Raw genomic sequence first — 20994 nt, 5'->3', positions numbered from 1 at the left:
TTAAGAAAACACTTGAGCCTGGAAGGTGAAGAAACGCATTCCTGATTCGGTCCATGCCATGGGCCGTAGTCCTGCTTTCAGGCAAAGGTGCGAAAGGGTTTTGTTGCGGTCCCATCCCTGTTCTTCTGCGACCTGAGGAAGGAACACGGCTGAGGCTTGACCATTATCGATAAGAATCCCGTCGTGCCCCGGATGAAAATCTTCAGGCCCCGCCACTTCCTTTAACGTGGTGAGTACAGATATTTCTATTTCAAGATCTCCGAGTTCGGCAAGAGTAAGGGCCGGAAATCGAGGATCCTCAAAAGCACTGGAACATGCGAGTTCTCTGATCGTTTCTCTCAAGGGAGCGATGGCCCTGATGTGCCCGATGCAGCCACGTAAGGCTCCGTTCCTGCGAAGAGTGACAAAGGCACCCCTCCTTTGGGATAGTTGGGGAGAGTCGACAGGAAGAAACTGCGGTGCCCGATGTTCAAGGACGGCGGAGATCTGTTCTCTGACATCCTTCAGTAAAATATCCTGTTCCTTTTTTTCTATCATGGTTCCTTCTCCTTTCCGAGAAGTCTGTCAAGCCGACCTTGATCAAGTACTACCGAGAGATTTTTCTCTCTGGTAGGAATAACCAGCCCTGTTTTTCCGTGTTTGGCCCTCCGCAGATATTTGACCTGCGTGTAATAAAGCTCTCCCTTTCCCCCGTTTTTTCCCTGAGAGAAGAAAAGTGCGAGATTTCCCGCATCAAGGAGGACATCCAGCGGAATGCTTTTACCAGGCATATTCTTGATGAAAACGTATGCTCCAGGGAAATCCCGTGTATGAAGCCAGTAATCGTTACCCCGAACCGATGTTCGCAGTAATTGATCATTTTCCTTTGCACTTCGTCCGACAAGCAAGGTGAAAATTCCGCTAAAGAACCGAAGCCCCGAACCAGGGGCCTCACGTTCTGCCTCTTTGCCGTTTCTGCTTTTTTCACCCCGAAGAAAGTCGTTCAGAAACTCAATTACCTCTTCATCGGGGAGCTGTAAGGAAAGCTTGCGAGAAAACTCTTCGTAACGAGTCAGTTCTCTGCGGGCCGATGCAAGATCTTGTTCAAGAAAACCTCGTTTCGTTTTTTCCTTCTTATAGCGCTGGTAATAACGTGTTCCGTTTTCCGATGGAGAGCATGTCGGATCAAGGGGAATTTCGATGGTGATGTCAGGATCGGCAAAAGAGGAGCAGACAAATTTCTCCGCACCCTCCTCAATAAGGTGGATATTGGACATGAGCAGGTCACCATACTCCCTGAGTCTCTCACTGGATGCGGATTCCGTCATTTGTTTCTCAAGGCTTCGGACTGCATTGCCGTAATGAATGATTCGTTTATCAAGGATTGCTTTTGCCTTTTTCTGCAGGCGAAGTCTTTGTTCACTAATCTCCTGCTCATGGTAAACGGCTTCAATATAGCGATTGAACGGATAGGGCCCCTCGGTGGCTGGGTAGCTTCGTACCTCAAAACTACGCTCCGATTTTTGGGTACCGGAACGTGCGATGAGATCCTCTGGCCGATAACGTTCTCCCGACATCTCTTTTTTCGCAGGCCGTCGATAAAAGGCGTCAAGAATCACCCCATCTTCGTCGCATGCAATGATGTTACCTGCTCCACCCCATAAACGGACAAAAAGCCGGGTAGTCTCCCCACCTCGAAGAATAGTTATTTCGACAATACGCTCACGACCTATTTGCTTTGCCTCTACGATTTTTCCTCCGTTGATTCGAGAACGAAGGAACTGGGCGAAACGCTGAAGCCCAACCTCTTGCTTCCGCTTTTCGGTAAGAAGATGAAGCCGAGTTCTTCCCTGGGAAAGCGCCACCAAAAGAGCAAATCTATTTCCCGGTGCATAGCACCTAAGAATAAGAGAAGAAAAGTCGGGCTGCTCAATCTTCTGGACATGGCTTCCTGCGAGGGGAAGTTCGCTAAGGATACACGCTATCTCTTTCCAATTGAGCGACATTTAGATCTCCCGCAGAAAGAGCTCTGCATCCTCCCGTCCGAAAAAGAGAAGAAAAACGGTGTGGGGAAGCTGTTCATGGCGAAGAAAGTCCGTTACCGTATCATAGACGATGGAAGCGGCAAGTTTTTTTGGGAAACCATATACTCCAGTGGAAATCGCGGGAAAGGCAACACGTTCCACACCGCTATCGGCGGCAAGGCGAAGAGCGTTGCGATAGGCGTTCGAAAGCGTTTCTTTCTCCCCCTGCTTTCCACCGTGCCAGATTGGCCCGACGGTATGAATAATCTTTTGGGTCGGCAGTTTTCCAGCACCGGTGAGAACGGCCTCACCCGGGGGAAGCCCTCCGGGCAGTCTCTCGGATCTGATTCGTTTACATTCGGCAAGAATTTCAGGCCCACCCGCTCGGTGGATTGCTCCATCAACGCCCCCGCCTCCGAGAAGCGTCGAGTTTGCGGCGTTTACAATTGCATCGCCTTTGAAGGTGGTGATATCCCCGTGGCAGACGATAATCCGACCTTCTGCAAGGCTTTTGATCTCTTCGATCACCTTTTGCTTACTCCTGCGGTACAGGTAAGGTCTTTCATTAAAAGAAGAAGCCGTTCCATTTCACGATCCGTCCCTATGGTGATTCTAAGAAAATCCTCAATCCCCGGATGCCCGAAATGACGGACCAAGACACCCTTGCTTTTTAATTCGTGGTAGACAGCATCCCCGGATGCCCCGGGATATCGTGCAAAGATAAAATTTGCCTGACTGGGAAGCACTTCCCATCCCTCTTTGCGTATGGCCTCGGCAAACCACCTTCGAGTTGCCATAATCATATCACGAATCTTGTCGTAATAGACATCATCTTGGATGGCAATATCCGCTATTTTCTGGCTAAGACGATCCAGAGGGTAGCTGTTGAAGGAATCCTTTACCGCGGTAATTGTTTGTATGACCTCTTTACTTCCTATTGCGTATCCGACCCGGAGGCCTGCGAGGCAACGGCTTTTCGAACAGGTATGAACGACCAGCAGGTTGGGGAAGCGCTCAATCAGCCCGACGCTGGTTTCTGTTCCGAAATCGACATAGGCCTCATCAATGATGACAAGACGTTTACCTTCGGTGGCCTGAAGGAGGGTTTCGATCTCCTGCAGAGAAATAGCGATTCCCGTCGGAGCATTGGGATTGGGGATAACAATTCCGGCATACTCTTCCTTCATGCGCTCCAGGTAAAGCGAGATATCAACCGAAAAATCGGATGCCAGGGGTATTCGTTCATAGGGTTGGCCATAATAATCGCAATAAACGGGATAGAAGCTGTAGGTATGCTCGGGGAAAAGTACCGGACCATTTTCGGGGTCGAAAAAGCCGTACCAGGCAAAGCTCAATACCTCGTCTGAACCGTTGCCGACGAAGATCTGTTCGACCGGAAGTTCAAAACGAGCGGCGATGGTTGTCCGAAGGGCGAGCGAGCAGGGATCAGGATAGAGCCTAAGATCCTCCCATCTGTAGCGGCGAAGGGCATCCTCCACCGCCGGGGATGGAGGATAGGGATTTTCGTTGGTGTTCAGTTTCACATAGAGGCCCTGCTGTCCCGGCTGCTCTCCTGGAACATATGGGGTCAACTCTCGTGCTTTTCGGGATATTATCATGAAACTATCTTAACACGTTTACCTTTTCCTGGGTACTCTTGTGCACCACTCGAGAGCGTATTTCTCCTGCCATATAAAAGGAGCCAAGTACAAGAATCGGCCGTTTGCCGTCGGCAAGCTTTTTTGCCGTCTCCAAGGCCTGTGTGGGATCTTCTTGTAAAATAACATCTTTATTGAAACGCCTAAAAATTTCTAAAAGTGCCTTGGGATCGCTTTTCTTGAAGGTTCCCGGGCGCGAAATGATAATATCATGGAAATTGGGGGCTATAAGAGCGGCCATGGCATCACTGCGTTTTCCACTGATCGATCCAAAGATAATGACCCCGTCATCAAACATATTTCTGAAATTGGCTATGACTCTTCTCACCGAACTTTCCGTATGGGCGGCATCGACAATAATCAGGGGATCGGAGGAGATCGTTTCGATTCGCCCCGGCAGGGTCGCGGAGGCGAATCCGGAGAAGAGCGCCTCGCTGTCTGTTTCTACGGTACGCAAAACCAAATAGGCAAGGGCGGCGTTTTCGGCCTGGAAATCGCCTGTCATGGCTATCGAAAAATGCTTCTTCTCTTCTGCCCCTTCTATTTCCACTTCTGAACCATAGAGGCTGCAGCGGGAGCGAACTACAGGATATATTTCCGGAAGATAGTAAAACCGACTTCCCAGCTCTTTCGCCCGTTTTCGGAGAACTTCCAAAGCGGCATTCTCTTGCCTGCTTGAGAAAACAGGCACACCCGGTTTGATGATCCCTGCCTTTTCGCCGGCGATTTTCTCTATGGTATCACCCAAAACATCGGCGTGTTCCATTTCTATCGGTGTAATGACAGATGCAATCGGGGTAACTACGTTGGTCGCGTCCAGTCGTCCTCCGAGGCCGGTTTCGAGAACGAAACGGTCACAACCTTCTTGCCGAAAAACGAGCAGGGCAAGAAGGGTAAGTAGTTCAAAGGCGGTGGGGCCGAAGGGGGCCTGAAACTCTGGGTCGTCGATTGAATCCAATAGATCCGTGATGGTTTTCCCTGCCCGAAGGTAGCTCTCTTCGGGGAAAAAATTGCCATTGCAGGTTATACGCTCGCGATAGTTGCTGATATGAGGGGAGAGGTAATTCCCCGTTTTATAGCCGAGCGCCGAAAGCCCGGAACCGATAAAGGCCGCCGTCGAGCCCTTTCCCTTGGAGCCTGCAATATGTATGATCTTTTTCCCTTCGTGAGGCATTCCTGCATGGGCGAGCAGCAACCTCATACGATCGAGCCGTTCGTGCCGCAATGCCGAGATCCGATCCTTTTCAAAATTGGTAAAGGTTTCAAGGTACGAGAAAAGTTGATCTACCGTTTGGAACATCTTTTAGCTCCAGCGCCGGTCTACGGCTGCCGCATGGGTGATAAAACCCTCGTAGAGGGCAAGATTACGGGTATCGTCGGCAATGCAATCGTAGCCCTCTCTCGTGGCCCACACCACCGAAGAGTATTTCATAAAATCACGTACCGAGACGGCGGAATATGTTTTGGCCTTACCGCCGGTGGGCAATACGGCGTTTGCTCCCGCCATATAATTTGCGCAGCTGAAGGGGATGTTTCTGCCAAGAAGGATTTCTCCTGCGTTGCGAATTTTGCCCACAAGAGAAAAGGGGTCCGATACCATCAACTCCAGGTGTTCGGGAGCAAATTGATTGGTGATCGAGACTGCCTCATCCATTGTTTCCGTAACGATGATTCCGCCGTAGCCCCCGTCAAGTACGTCGCTGACAAACCCTTTCCTCGGCTCCGGCAGGTCGGCAATACGCTCTTGTATGATTTCTGCAGCCCTTTCGGCAAGCTTGCTGTCCGGGGTAATGAGCAGGGCCGAGGAGTCTGAGCCGTGTTCGGCTTCCACAAGGATATCTTTTGCAGCCAGCTCCGGATCGGCTGTTTCATCCGCTATCAGAATGGATTCCGAGGGACCGGCGGGAAGGCCGACATCTACCGTTCCGTAGAGAAGCCGTTTTGCTGCGGTCACATACATGCTGCCTGGGCCTACGATCTTCTCCACCGGCCGTATAGTTTCCGTTCCGAAGGTGAGGGCGGCTATGGCCTGGGCCCCTCCGACTCGATAGATTTCATCGATGCCAAGAAGCTCGGCGGCGTAGAGGCAGGCAGGATCAACGCTTCCATCTTTTCCCGGTGGAGTGGTGATGACGATTCTCGGTACCTCGGCAATGGCCGCCGGAACGGCAAGCATGTACAGCATGGAGGGAAAGCTCCCGCGTCCGCGGGGAACATAAAGGGCGGCACTCTCTATGGCTGTGGCCCGTTCTCCGACAAACAGCCCCGGTTCGACTTCCACTACCTTCATGGTCTCCGGTTTCTGGGCTTCGTGGAATCTCTTCACATTACGGATTGCATGTTCTATGGCGCCTCTCACCGGCGGCTTGAGCAGCTGCTTTGCTTCCGCTATCTCTTGTTTCGAAACGCGAAGATGCCCGGCAGAGAGTTCCACCTTATCAAACTCTTTGGTCAGGGATAAAACAGCTTCGTCTCCTTCGGCTTTTACACGTTCTATGATTGCGTGTACCGAATTACTTACCGCTTCAATATCGATTTCCGAGCGGCGAAACAGCTTTGCCTGCTCGGCACTATTCAACTCTTTCCAGTAACGAATCATCATGCGCATACTCCTTCAGACCCACAATGTAGCCAACCATAGGCGTTCAGTCAACGACGACACCCCTCGTCGAAAGGCTTTGAAAGCAGTATGATAGCTCTCGTGAATGTTACGCTTATTCCTCTTCCCGAGGTTCAAACCCCTTGCCCCTATCTCCCCGGCATCAGTGCGCAGACAGAGCGGGCTATTGCAGTTGAATTCTCCGAATCGGGAATTAACTATCTTTTAAAGCAGGGCTTTCGCCATTTCGGCCGCTTTCTCTTTAGGCCGCGTTGCCTCTGGTGCGGGAAATGTGTTCCCGTTCGTATCGATGCATCGGCATACTGTTTTTCCCGCTCCGACAGACGGGTTTTGAGAAAAACCGAACGAGCTGGTTTTGAGGTTTCTCTTGAGAGCCACCCACTGCCGGACCCGGCCCTTTTCGAGCTCTACTTGCGGCACAAAAAACGTTTTCCTTTTCCCGCTGAAGACGAGCAGGAGAGTTATGACTCGTTTGTCGACTCCTTTTTCGCTGCGACTCCCGGAGCTGCGCTACTCCGTATTCGCGATAAGGAACGGACCGTTGCCGTGAGTCATATCGATCTTGTCGGAGATACCTGCTCGGCCGTCTACTGTTACTGGGATGAGGATTACGCGGTTTACAGCCCGGGACGCGTAGCAATACTTCACGAAGTACTTCTTGCAAAAAGCAGGGGTATGCGTTACCTCTGCCTTGGCTACCTGATCGAAGAAAATCGATCAATGATCTATAAAAAAGGGTACTCGCCGCTCCAGGTCTCGACAAGACCCGGAGTATGGTTCAACTGGCTCGATACGGAAGGGCATCGTATTGCGGGTGCTCCTGAGCACCCGCTCTTCATTGTTGAAGATTCTTTACGGGAAAGCCTTCTTCTTTAAGTAAGTCGATGAAGATATCCGATTCCATCACCTCGCGTTCCAAGAGTTGGGCGGCACACTTTTCAAGTACGGGCCGCTGCTCTTTAAGAAGTTTGAGAACGGCCTCGTAGCGCTCATCTATGATTCGTGCAATCTCCTCATCCACATACTGCTGGGTCGATTCGGAATACTCCCTGCTCTGATTCGTCTCACCGCCCAGGTAGCTGTGTGCCCGCTTAGTAAGGGCGACATTTTTAAAACGCTCACTCATCCCGTACTCGGTGATCATGTTGCGGGCAAGATCCGTCGCCTTCACCAAATCATTTGATGCGCCGGTTGATATTTCATTAAAGATGATCTGTTCGGCGGCGCGTCCCCCAAGAAGAACATCGATTTTACCGATGAGTTCTCCTTGACTCATGAGATAACGATCTTCGATTGGCATTTGAAGGGTATAGCCTAAGGCCCCAAGGCCCCGGGGTACGATCGATATCTTTTGTACAGGATCGGAGCCCGGGGTTGCGGCGGCAACAAGGGCATGACCCGTTTCATGGTAGGCAACGATCCGACGTTCTTTTGGATTGATCAGACGATTCTTCTTTTGTAACCCCGCCACCGCTTTTTCGATTGCCTCATGAAGATCGGCCATGGTAACAAGATCACGTCCTCCCCGTACCGCAAGTAGGGCCGCCTCGTTGATAACATTTGCAAGATCGGAACCTACAAACCCGGGGGTGGATGCGGCAATCTCCTTCAAATCAACAGATTTGTCGAGTTTAACATCCTTTGCATGGATGTTAAGAATAGCCGCCCGCCCCTCGAGGTCGGGACGGTCAACAAGGACCTGACGATCAAATCGGCCGGGCCTCAGAAGTGCAGGGTCCAAAAGCTCGGGCCTGTTTGTGGCGGCCAAAAGGATGACACCGCTTGTCGCATCAAAGCCGTCCATCTCGACCAATAGCTGATTGAGGGTCTGCTCCCGTTCGTCGTTGCCCCCGATGTTGTTCGCTCTGCTTTTCCCTATGGCATCAAGTTCGTCGACAAAGATGATGCAGGGGGCCTTCTCCCGCGCCTGGCGAAAGAGATCGCGAACCCTTGCAGCACCAACACCTACGAACATCTCGACGAAGTCGGCTCCGCTCATACGAAAGAAGACGACGCCTGCTTCACCGGCCACGGCCCTTGCAAGAAGAGTTTTTCCTGTCCCGGGAGGACCGATCAGAAGAATACCCTTGGGAATCTTGCCACCTATTGCCGTGTATTTTGTGGGATTCTTGAGAAAATCGACGACCTCCACCAACTCATCTTTCGCTTCTTCGACACCGGCGACATCGTTGAAGGTGGTTTTTGTCTCGCTTTCGGCAACAATGCGCGCACGATTTTGGCCGAAGCTCATTACATTGCCACCTACATTCCCCATTTTTTTGAGGACGTAACGCCACAGGACGAAGAGCAGGGCAATGGGGATAATCCAGTTTAAGAGAACCATGATACTTTGACTTCCGCTGTTATCGACAGCAGCGTAGCTCACCCCTTTCTCGTCCATCAGCTTGATGAAGCTGGGATCGTTCACCGGTACCGTTTTATAGGTCTGTCCGCCAGGTTGTCCGACACCTGGGCCATTGGTTCCGCGTGTCTCGGGAAAGCCGAGGTACTCATGCTCACTCATCTGTACCCTGTCGATAGTTCCGTCCTCAATGAGGTTTTTAAATTGACTAAAGGGTACCTGGGTAGCCGGGGTTTTTGCCAGCATCGTATTTATCATTGATAATGCTATGAAAACAATGAGGAAATACCATATGGAAAAGTGAAATTGCCCCTTGGGGAATCGGCCGAAGAGTTTATCATCATCCTTGCAGCTTCCCTGGGGGGTATCTTTATTCCAGCAATTGTTATCTTTCTTTTTTCCTGCCATGATCATAAAATAGCTATGAACGGGATAAATGTAAAGAATGGTTGTTTCAACCGCACAGATAAGCTATAGTTTTCCCTACGGCCGTGGGGCCAAAGGAGTTTTCATGAAGAAGCGAAACAAAGAACCGTGGAAATTTCTCGATACATACAGGGGCACTGTTTTTATGGGCGAATGGCCAACCTTGGTCGAAATGTTCCGTATAACTGCAAGTAGGTACCCTGAACATCGCTGTTTTTCCATTTACGAACCTGATAATATTTTTCTCAATTACAGTGAGGCCCTGGATTTGGTCGAGAGGGTTGGAAACTATCTTGTCAAACTGGGGATAGGTAAGGGCGATAAGGTGGCCGTAACCGGGAAAAATAGTCCGGAGTGGGCCGTCGCCTACCTTGCCGTGCTTTTTGCCGGCGGGATTGTTGTTCCCCTTGATTATCAGTTGCATGTGCCTGAACTTAATGCACTGATGAAATTTGCCGATGTAAAGCTTCTTTTTTCGGATGAAGAAAAATTTGATCAGCTTGACGGGAACGGGATCCTTTCGAAAGAAGATAAGATCAGCCTTTCCCCACGGAAACCGGGGTATGTTTTCGAATGTGTGGAGTCGGAATCTCTTCCGAGAGAGTATCCCGAAGAGGACGATCTCGCCGCCATTCTCTTCACCAGCGGAACAATGGGGGATCCCAAGGGGGTTATGCTGACACATAAAAACCTTGTTTCCGACTGTTACCTGGCCCAGGGCAATATGAATATTTTCGACACCGACGTTTTCTATGCCCTTCTTCCTCTGCACCACAGCTACACCATGCTTGCGGTCTTTATAGAGTCGCTGTCGGTGGGAGCCGAGATTATTTTTGCGAAAAAACTTGCTATCAAACAGATCCTCCATGATTTGAAAGAGGGGAAGGTAACCATGTTTCTTGCCATTCCCATGCTCTTTAACAAGATGCTTAAAGGACTTTTACGGGGAATTCGGGAGAAGGGGGTTCTTGTATACGGAATTATCCGGGGCCTTATGTATCTCAGTGGGCTTATCAAAAAGATTTTTAAGGTAAATCCGGGAAAGGCGATGTTTAAGGGGCTGCTCGCCAAGCTTTCTTTGGATACCAACCGCATCTGTATCTGCGGCGGCGGACCGCTTCCCTCTTCGACTTTTAGCCTTTTCAACCAGCTTGGGATCGATTTCGTCCAGGGCTATGGATTAACCGAGACATCGCCGATCATCAATCTCAACCCTAAAGAGGCCTATAAAGAGAACTCCGTCGGGCAGATCATTCCCCATGTCGAAATGAAAATCCTTAATCCAGACGAAAGCGGCATTGGTGAGATCGTCGTTAAGGGATCGGTAGTCATGCAGGGCTATTACAACAACGAGGCCGCCACCCGTGAGGTTTTTACCGATGACGGATGGTTCTGCACCGGCGATGTCGGCTACCTCGACGATGATAACTACCTTTATCTTACCGGCCGAAAGAAGAATCTCATCGTTACCGAAGGTGGGAAAAATGTCTTTCCCGAAGAGATTGAGGACCGATTCCAGCTTTTCGACGAGATCGAACAGATTCTTGTACGCGGTTTCGTTATCGACAAGAAGATGAAAAGCGAGGGAATCGAGGCTCTTATTTATCCGAGCCCGGATGCCTTCGAAGCTTTGGGCAAAAAACGGGGAAGCGCATATACGCCCGAGGAAATTAAGGCAAGGATCCAAGAGATCGTTGATGAAGTCAACCGCGACCTCCTCTCATATAAAAAGATCGCAAGGGTTATAATAACCGGCGAAGCAATGGAAATGACCACTACCAAAAAGATAAAACGATTTGCGGTGGAAGGAGAAGCGTAGATGAAATCGGGCCGGAGCTTCCTTTTATGGCTTCTGCTCGCTTTTTTCTTTCTTCCTGTGCTCCCCTCCGTTGGCGCAGGGCCGATACATTTGGGAAACAACCTCGGCCTTGATCCTCCGACGGGCTGGGAGTATGTGGGAGGAGACGACCAAAACGTGACCTTTGCACCTTCAGGAGAGGGCGGTTATCTTCGTCTGAAGATCTACGAGGGTGATACCTGGGATGATGCCGATACCATGGTCAAAGATCTGATCGAACTCTTGGCCGCGGATGAGCAACAAACCGACGCCTTCTCCTATCGGGGAAGAAATGCGCGTTTTTCCGATATTCTCATTTTCCCCGGGGATGGTATTGCTTTTCACGGCTACCTGATTGCCATTGAGGGGGCCCACCTCGATATTGTTTTGATGGCCTTAACCGATCCCGATCGTTTTTCGGCGATGTCGACGGTACTTTTATCAGGACTTGATTCTTTTAGTATGAGTGATGATGACAGGCTTCGCCCTGGGCCTGTGACAAGCTATCTTTTCGGCGAAAATGGAGGAGAAAAACGACTAAGTCCTTTTACGTTTGAGGATTCCAACGAGAGCCTTGTCTATGACAGTGTGGATATTGAGGCGGCTGCATGGGTTATTGAGAGGGAGGCGAACCTCCTTGTTACCTATGCCGGTACCCCCCTGGCGGCAGAGGCTTGGCAGCGTTACTATCGGATTATCTACCGGGATTCATATCACAGGCTCGATTCCCTTTATCGGCTTCTCGATAGAGTGATTTCCCGTTCTGATAATGAGGATGGGCTTACCCAAAGGGAAATTGCCGCACGCCTGCTTGGCTGGGTCCAGGGTTTTTCCTATCGCAGAAGCGGGGGGGTGAGTGATCTCGACGGCCCTCTTGCCGTGGCTGTATCAGGAGAAGGGGACTGTGACAGCAGGGGGCTTTTGCTTGCCGCCGTACTCAACCATTTCGGGATCGATTCCGTTCTGATGGTATCTGATGTCTATGGCCATAGCCTTGTCGGTACCGATGTCACAGGAAATGGTGCACGCTTTTCCTTCGACGGGAAGAACTACCTTGTGGCGGAAACAACGGCAAAGGTTGCTATCGGTATGATCGATGCATCGATGGCCGATCCTGCAAAGTGGATAGGGATCGACTTTTTCCGCTATTCGCGCTAATCTTCGAAAATGGAACTTAGTAGTAAACAACGGGCTTATCTGCGCAAGCTGGCCCACGACCTTGATCCCGTAGTGATGGTGGGAAAAGAGGGAATGAATAATAATATTGTTCGTGCGACCGAGCGTGCCCTCGATGAACACGAGCTGCTGAAGCTTCGCTTCGTAGATCACAAGCAGGAAAAGCGGGAGATGAGCCGATATCTTGCCGGTGAATGTTCCGCCGAACTTATCTCCGTCATTGGAAATGTTGCAATATTCTTCAGACAGGCCCGTGATCCTGATCGTCGCCGGATCGAACTTCCTCTTTCTCGGAGCTAATCATGCATGAAGAAGGTGCTGCGCTGGAAGCTGTTCCCCGAACCCTCATGGGTGCCGGTAGTGTGCTCCGACTTGGGAAAGTGATTCGAGAAGGGTGGGGGGATTCTATTTCAACCGTTGCGCTCATAAGCGGCGGTTCCTCTTTCGATCGTAACCCCCTTTCTTCCCGTATCATTGCAGGGCTATACGAAGAACATTTTGGACTTTTACGCTTTCATGTTTCCGGCGAGCCTTCGCCTGCGCTGGTAGATCGGTGTGTCGCCGATATAAAGAAAAAGCGGCAAGAGCGGGGAGCCGAACTTATGGTCGTCGGCATCGGAGGGGGAAGTGTTATCGATACGGCTAAGGCTGCGGCCGCCTGTGCAACGATGGAGGAGCCATCCCTGCGTTATCTTGAAGGGGTCGGGGACCTGCTTCCGGCCGGAACACGCCTTCCTTTGATTGCCATTCCCACCACCAGCGGTACCGGTAGCGAGGCCACGAAAAATAGCGTCCTTTCCTCCGTCGGAACAGCGGGCTTTAAAAAGTCGATGCGCCATCCGGCCCTTATTCCCGATGTGGTAATTTTTGACCCCATGCTCCTTGATGCCGCCCCCTACGGCGTGAGTGCGCCTGCCGGTTGGGATGCAGTTACGCAATTGCTGGAGGCCGCGGTCTCTACAAAAGCCACCATACTCACCGATTTATATAGCTTTACCGGCCTTTCTCTTTCTGCCGAGGCCTTTCCTTCGGTCTGTGAATTCTCAAAAGCGAATGGGGACGGCAGTTCCGAAGCGGAGCGACAGACGCGCTACCGGGTACGTTCTGATATGGCCCTTGCCGCTTTTTACAGCGGTATAGCCCTTGCAAGTGCCGGATTAGGCCTTGTTCATGGTGCTGCCGGAGTGTTGGGGGGAATTCATGCTATTCCGCACGGGGTTGTCTGCGGCCTGTTACTTCCGCCCGTTACCGAGGCTTTAACGATGCATATACTTTCAAATGATGGAAAGATTCGCTATGCTGCCTGCGGTTATTTGCTTTCGGGGCGTATAAAAGGACGGGAAGCGGCGTTCTCTGCGGCACGGGAAGCCGCCGACAGCGGGATTGTACTTCTCAACGAAACGCTTGCTTCGTGGCAACATAGCTACCCTCTGCCCGGATTTTCCGAATACGGTTTCACCGAGGAAGAGCTTACGGCTTTGGCCGCCAAAGCTTCCATGAAAAACAGCCCGGCAAAAATCCCTGTTGAGGAAGTTGCAAAAATCCTTACCGGGCTGTTGTAACTTTTACGCAGCAGCATTCTGTCAGATCCTGTCAGCAGGTCTTAAAGAGCGATACCTTTTCTTCCATTGAGGCGATACCGGTATTACTGGAATGCAACAGGTCGACGGCTTGATGAACAATGATATCCACCTGTTTCGATTTTTCCGCTACGGCCAGAACCGATTCCTTGACGTCGGCGGAAATCTCCACCAGTTTGCTTATTTCCTGAAGAATGGATCTGCTGCCTGTAAGCATCTCGTTTGAACCGGCATGAACCTCTTCCGTAATTTGGCTGATATCCGATAAAGCTTCCAATACCTGAGAACTTCCCCCCGCTTGTTCGTCAAGGGAAGCCTGTATTTCCTTTTCAATCTGTGTCACCTTTCCCACGGACTCGACAATGGCCTCAAAAGAGCTTTGTGCCTCCGTCGATACGGAAACAGAAGAGACAATTGCATTGCGGAAGAGCGTCAGCCCCTCTGATATGACATGGGATTGCTGGTTGGAAACTTCCGCAAGCTTTCTTATTTCATCCGAGACCACTGCAAACCCCTTTCCCGCTTCACCGGCGTGAGCGGCCTCAATGGCTGCATTCATGGCAAGAAGATTTGTCTGTGATGCAATATTGGTGATCGTATCGTTTGCCTCAACAATGCTTTCCGATTGGCTTGAAAGGTTGGTGATAATCTCTTTAAGTGCGTGTACATTGCTTCTCCCCGATGAGACAACCTCGTTCAGCCTCTCAAACTCTTTCGAGGTGGCCGCCAGGCCCTCTGCAATGGTTTGGATATTGACGATCATCTGTTTGATGGCAGCAGAGCTTTCCGTTACATTGGCCGCCTGCGAATTGATCTTTATATCTTGTGCCTCTATGGTCTGGCTGATCTCTTCGATGGTGGATGAAACCTCCTGAACCACCGTTGATTGCTTCATGGTTGCTTGTTTTACCTTCTCGGCAAGAGAAGCAATATCGTCGGAAGAAATTTTGGCCTTATCCATTGCTGAAAGCAGTTCCTGAATCGACCCCTGCGTTTCTTCCACGCTGCCTCGAATGGTAGAGACAATTTCGCTAAGATTATCGATGGTGCTGTTCAAATTGCTGCTCATAAGGCCGATTTCATCCCCGGTGTTTACGGAAACTTTTTGCGTTAGATCGCCTTCGGCTACCGTTTTTAAGGTACGCATCACCTTCTGTATGGGCCTGCTGATTCCCCTTGCAAAGAAGAGAGCCGCCGTTATCCCGACAAGGAGAAAAACGAGAAAGAGAACGATCATTCTCTTGGCCATCACTATTGTCCCCCTCATAACCTCTTTACGTGACGCAACAATGGCTATGGACCAACCGTTTTTACCGATGGGTGCAAAACCGAAGAAACGAACGGCCCCCATAAAGGGATATTCATCAAAGCCCGTTTCTCCTGAAACCATGCGCTCCATCGTTTCAGATAGGCGTTTAAATTCGGGATTGTTCTTTCCCTCTTTCAAAAAGTTCCGTTCCTGAATGACCCAGTCACTATTGGGATGGGCAATAAGTATACCTTGATTATTTATAATGTATGCATATCCATCTTCACCATAACAGACTTTTTCTGCAATGTCGGAAAGAATGGTACCGCTGAGTCTGGCGATCAAAAGCGAAGAGATCGTTCCTTTTACATCTTTGATTGGCGTTGCCAACATGATAACCGGTTGCTTCGTGACTCGGCTGATAATCACATCGGAGATTACGCTTGTTCCGGTAAAGGCCTTCTTGATATATTCACGGTCGCTGAGATCTGCGTTACTGCCGTCGGGGTAGTGTGCTGTGCCATCCGGCCCGACAATTCCCATCCCCAAATACCCGAGTTGAGTTGCTTTGTCCTTAAGAATAGATTTTTGCTCTGTCCAGTTGTTGCTGCGTAGTGCCTCCTGACTTGCGAGAAGTTCGATTTCGAGCAGCTTATTGTCGATTACCGTACGAATGTACCTGGCGGAATCCGTTGCAATCTCCTCAAGAGATTCCGAGACACTTGATTTTATCTCTTTTGCGGCACTGAGATAGGCTACACAGCCCATGCCTCCACAGATTACCAGCAGCAATAATGTAATGACCAGAATGAGCTTGTTTCCAATTGTCGCATGCTTTGAGTACATATCCACACTCCATGAAGTAACTATCCGTAGATCGGCCATCCATATGTTGGAGTGAGACCTTTGCGGAAGTAAAAATAAGTATACAAAAGTATAAGACGTACATGATTGTTTCCGCAAGTTTTTTGGAGATGGTATCGAAAAACCACCATAAAAAATTAATGGATATATTATCCTTTACAATACAATATTGTGGATATAAAATACACTTCGATAAAAGTGTGTTTTTACTTCTTTTGATTGGTGCATCAAAATCCAAAGGAGGAAATTCCATGAAAAAGGGTGGTTTATTTCTGGTCTGCTTGCTTTGCTCGCTTGCTCTCTCTCCTGTTTTCGCGACTGGCTCCAAAGAGTCTCAGGGGCCTGAGCAGATTGAGCTGAGGTTCCTGGGGATGGCCCAGGCCGCCTATTCGGAACAAAACGTAAATGATATGACAGCCGATTTTATGAAGGAACATCCGAATATCAAGGTGTATACAGAGTTTGTGCCGTACGAGGAATTGAGAAATAAAACCCTCCTTGCATATGGGTCGAACAGACCCTACGATGCGGTACTCGTAGATGATATATGGTTCGCCGAATACGTTTCCAAGGGGATGTTACGCGATATAACCGATCAAATACCTACTTCTTATAAAAAGGGGGGTCTGGCTGGCGGCTGGAACTTTACGACAAAGCAAGGAAAAGTGTATGGGGTCCCCTGGTTTCTCGATACCATGTACCTCTACTACAATACGACAATGCTGAAAGCTGCGGGATTTCAGCAAGCGCCTACCAGTATCGAGGACATGGTAGCCATGGGCAAGGCTTTGAAGGAAAAATGGATTGTAGAATACCCCTTCGTTTTTAGTCTTGCCCAGGCAGAGGCCCTCATGTGTGTCTATTCCAATTTTCTGGAAGCCTATGGCGCTTCCTTTCAAGATAAAAACGGGAAATACACTTTAGATACTACAGGAGTCCAAGCCCTGGAATTTCTTCTGCAATTGAAGGAGAACGGATTATTAAATCCTAACTCGCTTGAGTATCTGGAAGAAGATGTACGTCGCGTTTTTTCCAGCGGAGACGCGGCATTTACATTGAACTGGGCGTATATGTTTGCTTTGGCGACCGACCCAAAGGAGAGTAGCCTGAAAAAAGAAGATGTGGGAGTCATGGTTTTACCGGGGGCCTCCGGTATCAAAGAATCTGCTGCGATGAGCGGTTCGATGGGCTTGAGCGTTTTAGCTAAATCGCCTCATCTCGAGGAAGCCTTAGCGTACATTTTGTATCTGTCGAGTAAGGATGTGCAGGATACCTATTCCAATCTTCAGCTCCCCGTCTGGACGGCCTCGTATGATGATCCTAAGCTTCGTGAAGGGAGGGAACTGTTGGTCGAGGCCTCAAAAAAGGCTTTCTCGATTATGAATGTTCGTCCCAGTGAGCCCAATTATCAGGAAGCAAGTGCTATTCTGCAGCAGTATATCCAGTCTGCACTTTATGGTGACATTCCCCCACAAAAGGCCCTGCAGGAGGCAGTGCAGAAAATCTCGGAAATTAAATAAATGAGTATCGCAGAAGCTCGCAAGTGCAATGTACTTATTGTCCCCATGGTTGTAATCATGGGGACAATGATAGGATGGCCTTTGCTGCAAACATTTTTTCTCAGCTTTACGGATACGACGCTCATGGGGCTTGAACCTGCCGGTTTCGTTGGATGGCAAAACTTTGTAGATGCCTTTCACGATGATGGTTTCCTGAGCTCCTTAAAAGTTTCTTTGTTGTTTGCCTTAGTTGTTGTCACATCCGAAATGGTTCTGGGAACATCTGTCGGGTTGTTGGTTCACCAACCGTTTATAGGAAGAAGCCTTGTACGGGCCCTACTCATTTTACCATGGGCCGTTCCTACTGTCGTAAATGCCATCATGTGGAGATTGATCTATAATCCAGAATATGGAGCACTGAATTCCCTACTATTTCAACTTGGCATTATGAAAGAGTACACCAGCTGGCTGAGCAATGCCGATAGGGCTTTACCGTCGATTATGTTTGCCGATGTCTGGAAGAATTTTTCTTTGGTGGCTTTGATCACGCTTTCCGCCTTACAAACATTACCCTTGTCACAAATCGAAGCTGCAAAGATCGACGGGGCAGGGGCCGGCCAGCGTTTCTTTTATATAACACTGCCTCATATCATACCTTCTCTTCAGGTTGCCCTTGTTTTACGCATCATAGAAACCGTCAAGGTATTCGACATCATCTACATTATGACAAAGGGAGGGCCTGCAAATAAGACAAGGTCGGGAAGTATTTTCGTTTATCAGGAGGCTTTCACCAATTCGCGAATGGGATCTGGTTCTGCCTTTGCAATTATTATGGTCGCTCTGATCATGATATTGATATGTATGTACCTTCGTGTACTCACGACAAAACGATCATCATAGGATAGTACCATGCGGACCAATAAACTTTTCATCGTTTTGAAGTATGCTGCCATCATCCTTTTAGTGATGTATATTCTTTTACCTTTTCTCTGGTTGATCATCATGTCGCTGAGTTCATCTGCAGATCTCACCACAAAACCCCTCCACTGGATTCCCGGGAAAATTGATATCACATCATATAAAAGACTATTGCTAGTCGGGCTAAACAGTAGAGGCTCGCTTTTTCTCTACGGCCTTCGAAATAGTCTCAAAACTGCATTAGCGGCGGTCATTATTTCCATATTTGTTACCATTCCCGCTTCCTGGGTATTTTCACGCTATCCGGGAAAGAAAAATATCATTCTCAAGATTGCAATCTTTACCTTTATGTTGCCGCCTATTGCATATGCGCTGCCCTTATACCGCATCCTTTCAAGAATAGGATTGTTGGATAATTCTCTTTCACTTGCTCTTGTGTATTGCACAATCATCCTTCCTTTCTGCGTTTGGCTTATCAAAGAAAATATCGATACCATTCCCTATGACTTAGAGGAGGCCGCCATCATTGACGGGGCAGGTTTTACCAAGCGAATTTCACTTATTGTCTTGCCTCTTTTACTTCCGGCACTCGGTACCGTTGCACTTCTTTCGCTTCTCATGGCATGGGATGAATATTTTTATGCAATGCTTTATACCAACAGTCAAAATGCGATTACCCTACCGGTTGTAATTTCCAATCTTGCTTCTGGTCGACAATCAAATTACAACCTTATCGCCGCAGGGGGCGTTTTGGCGTCGCTTCCTCCGGTCTGCATAGGGTTGCTTCTTCAGCGTTCTCTTGTGAGAGGTTTGATGATGGGAGGCGTAAAGGATTGAACGTGTATGCCGGTTTGGATATAGGCGGAACATCAATGAAATGCATGTTGCTTGATGCCGAAAAACAGCCTGTTGATACTACAAGCTTTCCAACCTGTTCGATAGACGGAATGGAGAGAGCCGTTGATACCATTTCTGAAGAGATAGGTACGATGCTCAAGAACTCCGGAGGCGTGCTTTGTTCGCTTGGTATTGGTTGCTCCGGGCCGCTCAATATCAAGACAGGTGTTATTGAAAATCCCTATACCCTCCCGGGCTTTGAAGGACACAGCCTCACTATGGCTCTTCGGGAACGCCTGCAGGTTCCCGTCCTGCTTGAGAATGATGCGAATACGGCCCATGTGGGAGAAATTGCGAGCATGAATGTCTCACCGGACAACTCTATCATGTTGACTTTCGGAACTGGGGTCGGGTGTTCGATCCGCCTTGATGGAAAAATCTTTCGCCTTCCAGGCGGAGTGCATCCCGAGATCGGCCACATCCCGGTAGGCGTTGATGCCGATATCCCCTGTTACTGCGGAAAAACTGCATGCCTGGAGAATGTCCTGTCGGGAACCGCAATAAATAGGGATGCACAATTGCGCTTTGCGTCATCTCCGGAGGATGTATTACGGACCCAGGGTGCAGATAAAGAAAAAGAGAAATTCCGAAAACGTTTGGTTAAGGCCTTGGCCGATGCCGTGCTGGGGCTTTCGATCATCTTTCATCCCCAAATCATCATCATCGGAGGCGGAATACAGGACTTGCTTGTGGAATATATTATTCCCGACCTTAATTGTCTGCTTGAACGCCTGCTTCAAACATACGGGAAAACGAGATTGATACCGGCACGTAAGGGATCATTGGCAGGATGTTATGGAGCTGCATTAATGGCATACACGGAGGAATGATAAAAAATGAGCGAACTATTGAACAAGTATAAAATGCTCCTTGCCGATACGACAGGAGTCGAATCGCTCTTGGTCGAGATGAATAAGCAGGCGGCGGACGCCGTACAGACCTACAGGCAACAGCATATGCAGATGGCAAAACTTGCGGCAAGAATTCAAGAGCGGAAAAAGGTGCTCCTTTTAGGCATGGGGGCTTCACACTTTGTTAATGAGATATTTTCCTTGCAATTACGAGCCTGCGGCGTTGAAGCCTGGGCAATGACCGCTTCGGAATTCCTTTATAGTCCGGTGGCCATCAATGACCGGCTGGTGATCCTGACATCACAATCAGGAGAATCCATAGAGACTGTTAAATGTATGAATTTACTTTCCGATGGAGAGGTTTACGGCATAACGCTAAGTGAAGAAAGCTCCATTGCAAAAGGGACTAACGTGATAGTGGCATCGGGAGGCGCCGAGCTTGCATATGCCGGCACAAGAAGCGTTACCCTTTCCTTGGCTGTCATGGCATATATTACCCTTGAGCTTGGTGGCGTCAGTAAAGAGGCCGTTATGAATTCTATTGCATTTGCACAATCCGATCTTTCGGCGATGGAACGGGCATTAGGCGTACTATATGCGAAACGACACATTGTTGTTACAGGACGAAGCTTATTCTCCGGACTTGCACATCTTTTTTCTCTTGGCCTGGAAGAGTTGAGTGGCCAGCCTATTGTCTGCAATGAGGCCGGCCAACTGCGACATGGTCCGGTAGAGGTCCTTTCCGAGGATAGTGTTTTGGTTCTGTTTCGTCAAAGCGGAAGGGCAGGGACACTGGCCAAGAGTCTAAGCACAATAGTTGAAAAAAGTTCCTGTGCCTTGATAGTGATAGACTCCTCCGGCATGACTCCTTTAGACCATGCCATCACTATTCACTGTCCTGTTGGAAATGATATTGCGGCAGCACTTGGGGTAATGACGACATTTCAGGAGCTCATGGTTGCCTATGCGTGCAAAAAGAACCCCAAAGCGGGTATTCCCAAATATAGCAGCAAAGTTACAAAGACAGAATAATGGAACTGTGCTATAAAAACGA

18 protein-coding genes are annotated in these 20994 nt (G+C 49.3%); 10 read left to right on the top strand and 8 right to left on the bottom strand.

Annotated features, from left to right (window positions below):
• From amrA to hisD, 6 genes are read right to left on the bottom strand one after another with little or no spacing between them, the layout of a single operon-like run.
• Positions 1-537: an AmmeMemoRadiSam system protein A gene (gene amrA / locus F459_RS0116075; protein WP_020613739.1), complete on the bottom strand. Its 537-nt coding sequence runs from the start codon at positions 535-537 to the stop codon at positions 1-3.
• The gene (locus F459_RS0116070) at positions 534-1985 is read right to left on the bottom strand and encodes an NFACT RNA binding domain-containing protein (protein ID WP_020613738.1); all 1452 of its coding nucleotides are present in this window, start codon (positions 1983-1985) and stop codon (positions 534-536) included. Before F459_RS0116070 ends, amrA begins: the two co-directional genes overlap by 4 nt.
• Entirely contained in the window at positions 1986-2531 is a 546-nt protein-coding gene (locus tag F459_RS0116065) for an O-acetyl-ADP-ribose deacetylase (RefSeq protein WP_020613737.1), read from the bottom strand.
• The gene (hisC, locus tag F459_RS0116060; RefSeq protein WP_013254850.1) at positions 2528-3622 is read right to left on the bottom strand and encodes a histidinol-phosphate transaminase; all 1095 of its coding nucleotides are present in this window, start codon (positions 3620-3622) and stop codon (positions 2528-2530) included. The genes F459_RS0116065 and hisC overlap by 4 nt, the downstream gene beginning before the upstream one ends.
• Positions 3623-3626: 4 nt before the next feature.
• Positions 3627-4961, bottom strand: coding sequence for a bifunctional folylpolyglutamate synthase/dihydrofolate synthase (locus tag F459_RS0116055; RefSeq protein ID WP_020613736.1), 1335 nt, complete (start codon positions 4959-4961; stop codon positions 3627-3629).
• A gap of 3 nt (positions 4962-4964) precedes the next feature.
• Complete coding sequence (hisD, locus tag F459_RS0116050) at positions 4965-6263, bottom strand: histidinol dehydrogenase (protein ID WP_020613735.1); 1299 nt, start codon at positions 6261-6263, stop codon at positions 4965-4967.
• A gap of 99 nt (positions 6264-6362) precedes the next feature.
• Here hisD and F459_RS0116045 point away from each other — a divergent pair, with 99 nt between their 5' ends.
• Positions 6363-7157 carry a GNAT family N-acetyltransferase gene (locus F459_RS0116045; protein ID WP_245540201.1) on the top strand — a complete coding sequence of 265 codons (795 nt, stop codon included), beginning with the start codon at positions 6363-6365 and terminating at the stop codon, positions 7155-7157.
• Here the strand turns inward: F459_RS0116045 and ftsH are convergent.
• Positions 7117-9057: an ATP-dependent zinc metalloprotease FtsH gene (gene ftsH / locus F459_RS0116040; RefSeq protein WP_020613733.1), complete on the bottom strand. Its 1941-nt coding sequence runs from the start codon at positions 9055-9057 to the stop codon at positions 7117-7119. The genes F459_RS0116045 and ftsH overlap by 41 nt on opposite strands.
• Positions 9058-9154: 97 nt before the next feature.
• Here ftsH and F459_RS0116035 point away from each other — a divergent pair, with 97 nt between their 5' ends.
• The 4 genes from F459_RS0116035 to F459_RS0116020 are packed head-to-tail and all read left to right on the top strand — an operon-like array spanning position 9155 to position 13644.
• Positions 9155-10888, top strand: coding sequence for an AMP-dependent synthetase/ligase (locus F459_RS0116035; RefSeq protein WP_020613732.1), 1734 nt, complete (start codon positions 9155-9157; stop codon positions 10886-10888).
• Positions 10889-12064, top strand: coding sequence for a hypothetical protein (locus F459_RS0116030; protein WP_020613731.1), 1176 nt, complete (start codon positions 10889-10891; stop codon positions 12062-12064).
• 9 nt (positions 12065-12073) lie between these two features.
• Positions 12074-12382: a ribosome assembly RNA-binding protein YhbY gene (yhbY, locus tag F459_RS0116025; RefSeq protein WP_020613730.1), complete on the top strand. Its 309-nt coding sequence runs from the start codon at positions 12074-12076 to the stop codon at positions 12380-12382.
• Positions 12383-12384: 2 nt separating this feature from the next.
• Positions 12385-13644 carry an iron-containing alcohol dehydrogenase gene (locus tag F459_RS0116020; RefSeq protein WP_020613729.1) on the top strand — a complete coding sequence of 420 codons (1260 nt, stop codon included), beginning with the start codon at positions 12385-12387 and terminating at the stop codon, positions 13642-13644.
• Between the two features lie 31 nt (positions 13645-13675).
• Here the strand turns inward: F459_RS0116020 and F459_RS0116015 are convergent, their stop codons facing one another.
• Positions 13676-15757: a methyl-accepting chemotaxis protein gene (locus F459_RS0116015; protein ID WP_020613728.1), complete on the bottom strand. Its 2082-nt coding sequence runs from the start codon at positions 15755-15757 to the stop codon at positions 13676-13678.
• A 269-nt stretch (positions 15758-16026) separates the two neighbouring features.
• Here F459_RS0116015 and F459_RS0116010 point away from each other — a divergent pair, with 269 nt between their 5' ends.
• The 5 genes from F459_RS0116010 to F459_RS0115990 are packed head-to-tail and all read left to right on the top strand — an operon-like array spanning position 16027 to position 20972.
• Positions 16027-17295 (top strand): ABC transporter substrate-binding protein, encoded by a 1269-nt coding sequence (locus F459_RS0116010; protein WP_033301919.1) that lies wholly within the window; start codon positions 16027-16029, stop codon positions 17293-17295.
• The gene (locus tag F459_RS0116005; RefSeq protein WP_020613726.1) at positions 17296-18174 is read left to right on the top strand and encodes a carbohydrate ABC transporter permease; all 879 of its coding nucleotides are present in this window, start codon (positions 17296-17298) and stop codon (positions 18172-18174) included. It abuts the gene before it with no gap.
• 9 nt (positions 18175-18183) lie between these two features.
• Positions 18184-19029 carry a carbohydrate ABC transporter permease gene (locus F459_RS0116000; RefSeq protein ID WP_020613725.1) on the top strand — a complete coding sequence of 282 codons (846 nt, stop codon included), beginning with the start codon at positions 18184-18186 and terminating at the stop codon, positions 19027-19029.
• Between the two features lie 2 nt (positions 19030-19031).
• A complete protein-coding gene (locus F459_RS0115995; RefSeq protein WP_020613724.1) occupies positions 19032-19919 on the top strand; it encodes an ROK family protein in 888 nt (295 codons plus the stop codon).
• 6 nt (positions 19920-19925) lie between these two features.
• Entirely contained in the window at positions 19926-20972 is a 1047-nt protein-coding gene (locus F459_RS0115990; protein ID WP_020613723.1) for an SIS domain-containing protein, read from the top strand.
• Positions 20973-20994: the final 22 nt, after the last annotated feature.

It is taken from the genome of Sediminispirochaeta bajacaliforniensis DSM 16054 (genome assembly GCF_000378205.1).
Lineage (GTDB): Bacteria > Spirochaetota > Spirochaetia > DSM-16054 > Sediminispirochaetaceae > Sediminispirochaeta > Sediminispirochaeta bajacaliforniensis.
This window is presented reverse-complemented; position numbering and strand designations above follow the sequence as displayed.

Bases quoted from the DNA above. Each gene is read 5' to 3' on its own strand.
- amrA (WP_020613739.1), bottom strand. From the start codon at position 537: ATGATAGAAAAAAAGGAACAGGATATTTTACTGAAGGATGTCAGAGAA.
- F459_RS0116070 (WP_020613738.1), bottom strand. From the start codon at position 1,985: ATGTCGCTCAATTGGAAAGAGATAGCGTGTATCCTTAGCGAACTTCCC.
- hisC (WP_013254850.1), bottom strand. From the start codon at position 3,622: ATGATAATATCCCGAAAAGCACGAGAGTTGACCCCATATGTTCCAGGA.
- F459_RS0116055 (WP_020613736.1), bottom strand. From the start codon at position 4,961: ATGTTCCAAACGGTAGATCAACTTTTCTCGTACCTTGAAACCTTTACC.
- hisD (WP_020613735.1), bottom strand. From the start codon at position 6,263: ATGATGATTCGTTACTGGAAAGAGTTGAATAGTGCCGAGCAGGCAAAG.
- ftsH (WP_020613733.1), bottom strand. From the start codon at position 9,057: ATGATCATGGCAGGAAAAAAGAAAGATAACAATTGCTGGAATAAAGAT.
- F459_RS0116035 (WP_020613732.1), top strand. From the start codon at position 9,155: ATGAAGAAGCGAAACAAAGAACCGTGGAAATTTCTCGATACATACAGG.
- F459_RS0116030 (WP_020613731.1), top strand. From the start codon at position 10,889: ATGAAATCGGGCCGGAGCTTCCTTTTATGGCTTCTGCTCGCTTTTTTC.
- yhbY (WP_020613730.1), top strand. From the start codon at position 12,074: ATGGAACTTAGTAGTAAACAACGGGCTTATCTGCGCAAGCTGGCCCAC.
- F459_RS0116020 (WP_020613729.1), top strand. From the start codon at position 12,385: ATGCATGAAGAAGGTGCTGCGCTGGAAGCTGTTCCCCGAACCCTCATG.
- F459_RS0116015 (WP_020613728.1), bottom strand. From the start codon at position 15,757: ATGTACTCAAAGCATGCGACAATTGGAAACAAGCTCATTCTGGTCATT.
- F459_RS0116010 (WP_033301919.1), top strand. From the start codon at position 16,027: ATGAAAAAGGGTGGTTTATTTCTGGTCTGCTTGCTTTGCTCGCTTGCT.
- F459_RS0116005 (WP_020613726.1), top strand. From the start codon at position 17,296: ATGAGTATCGCAGAAGCTCGCAAGTGCAATGTACTTATTGTCCCCATG.
- F459_RS0116000 (WP_020613725.1), top strand. From the start codon at position 18,184: ATGCGGACCAATAAACTTTTCATCGTTTTGAAGTATGCTGCCATCATC.
- F459_RS0115990 (WP_020613723.1), top strand. From the start codon at position 19,926: ATGAGCGAACTATTGAACAAGTATAAAATGCTCCTTGCCGATACGACA.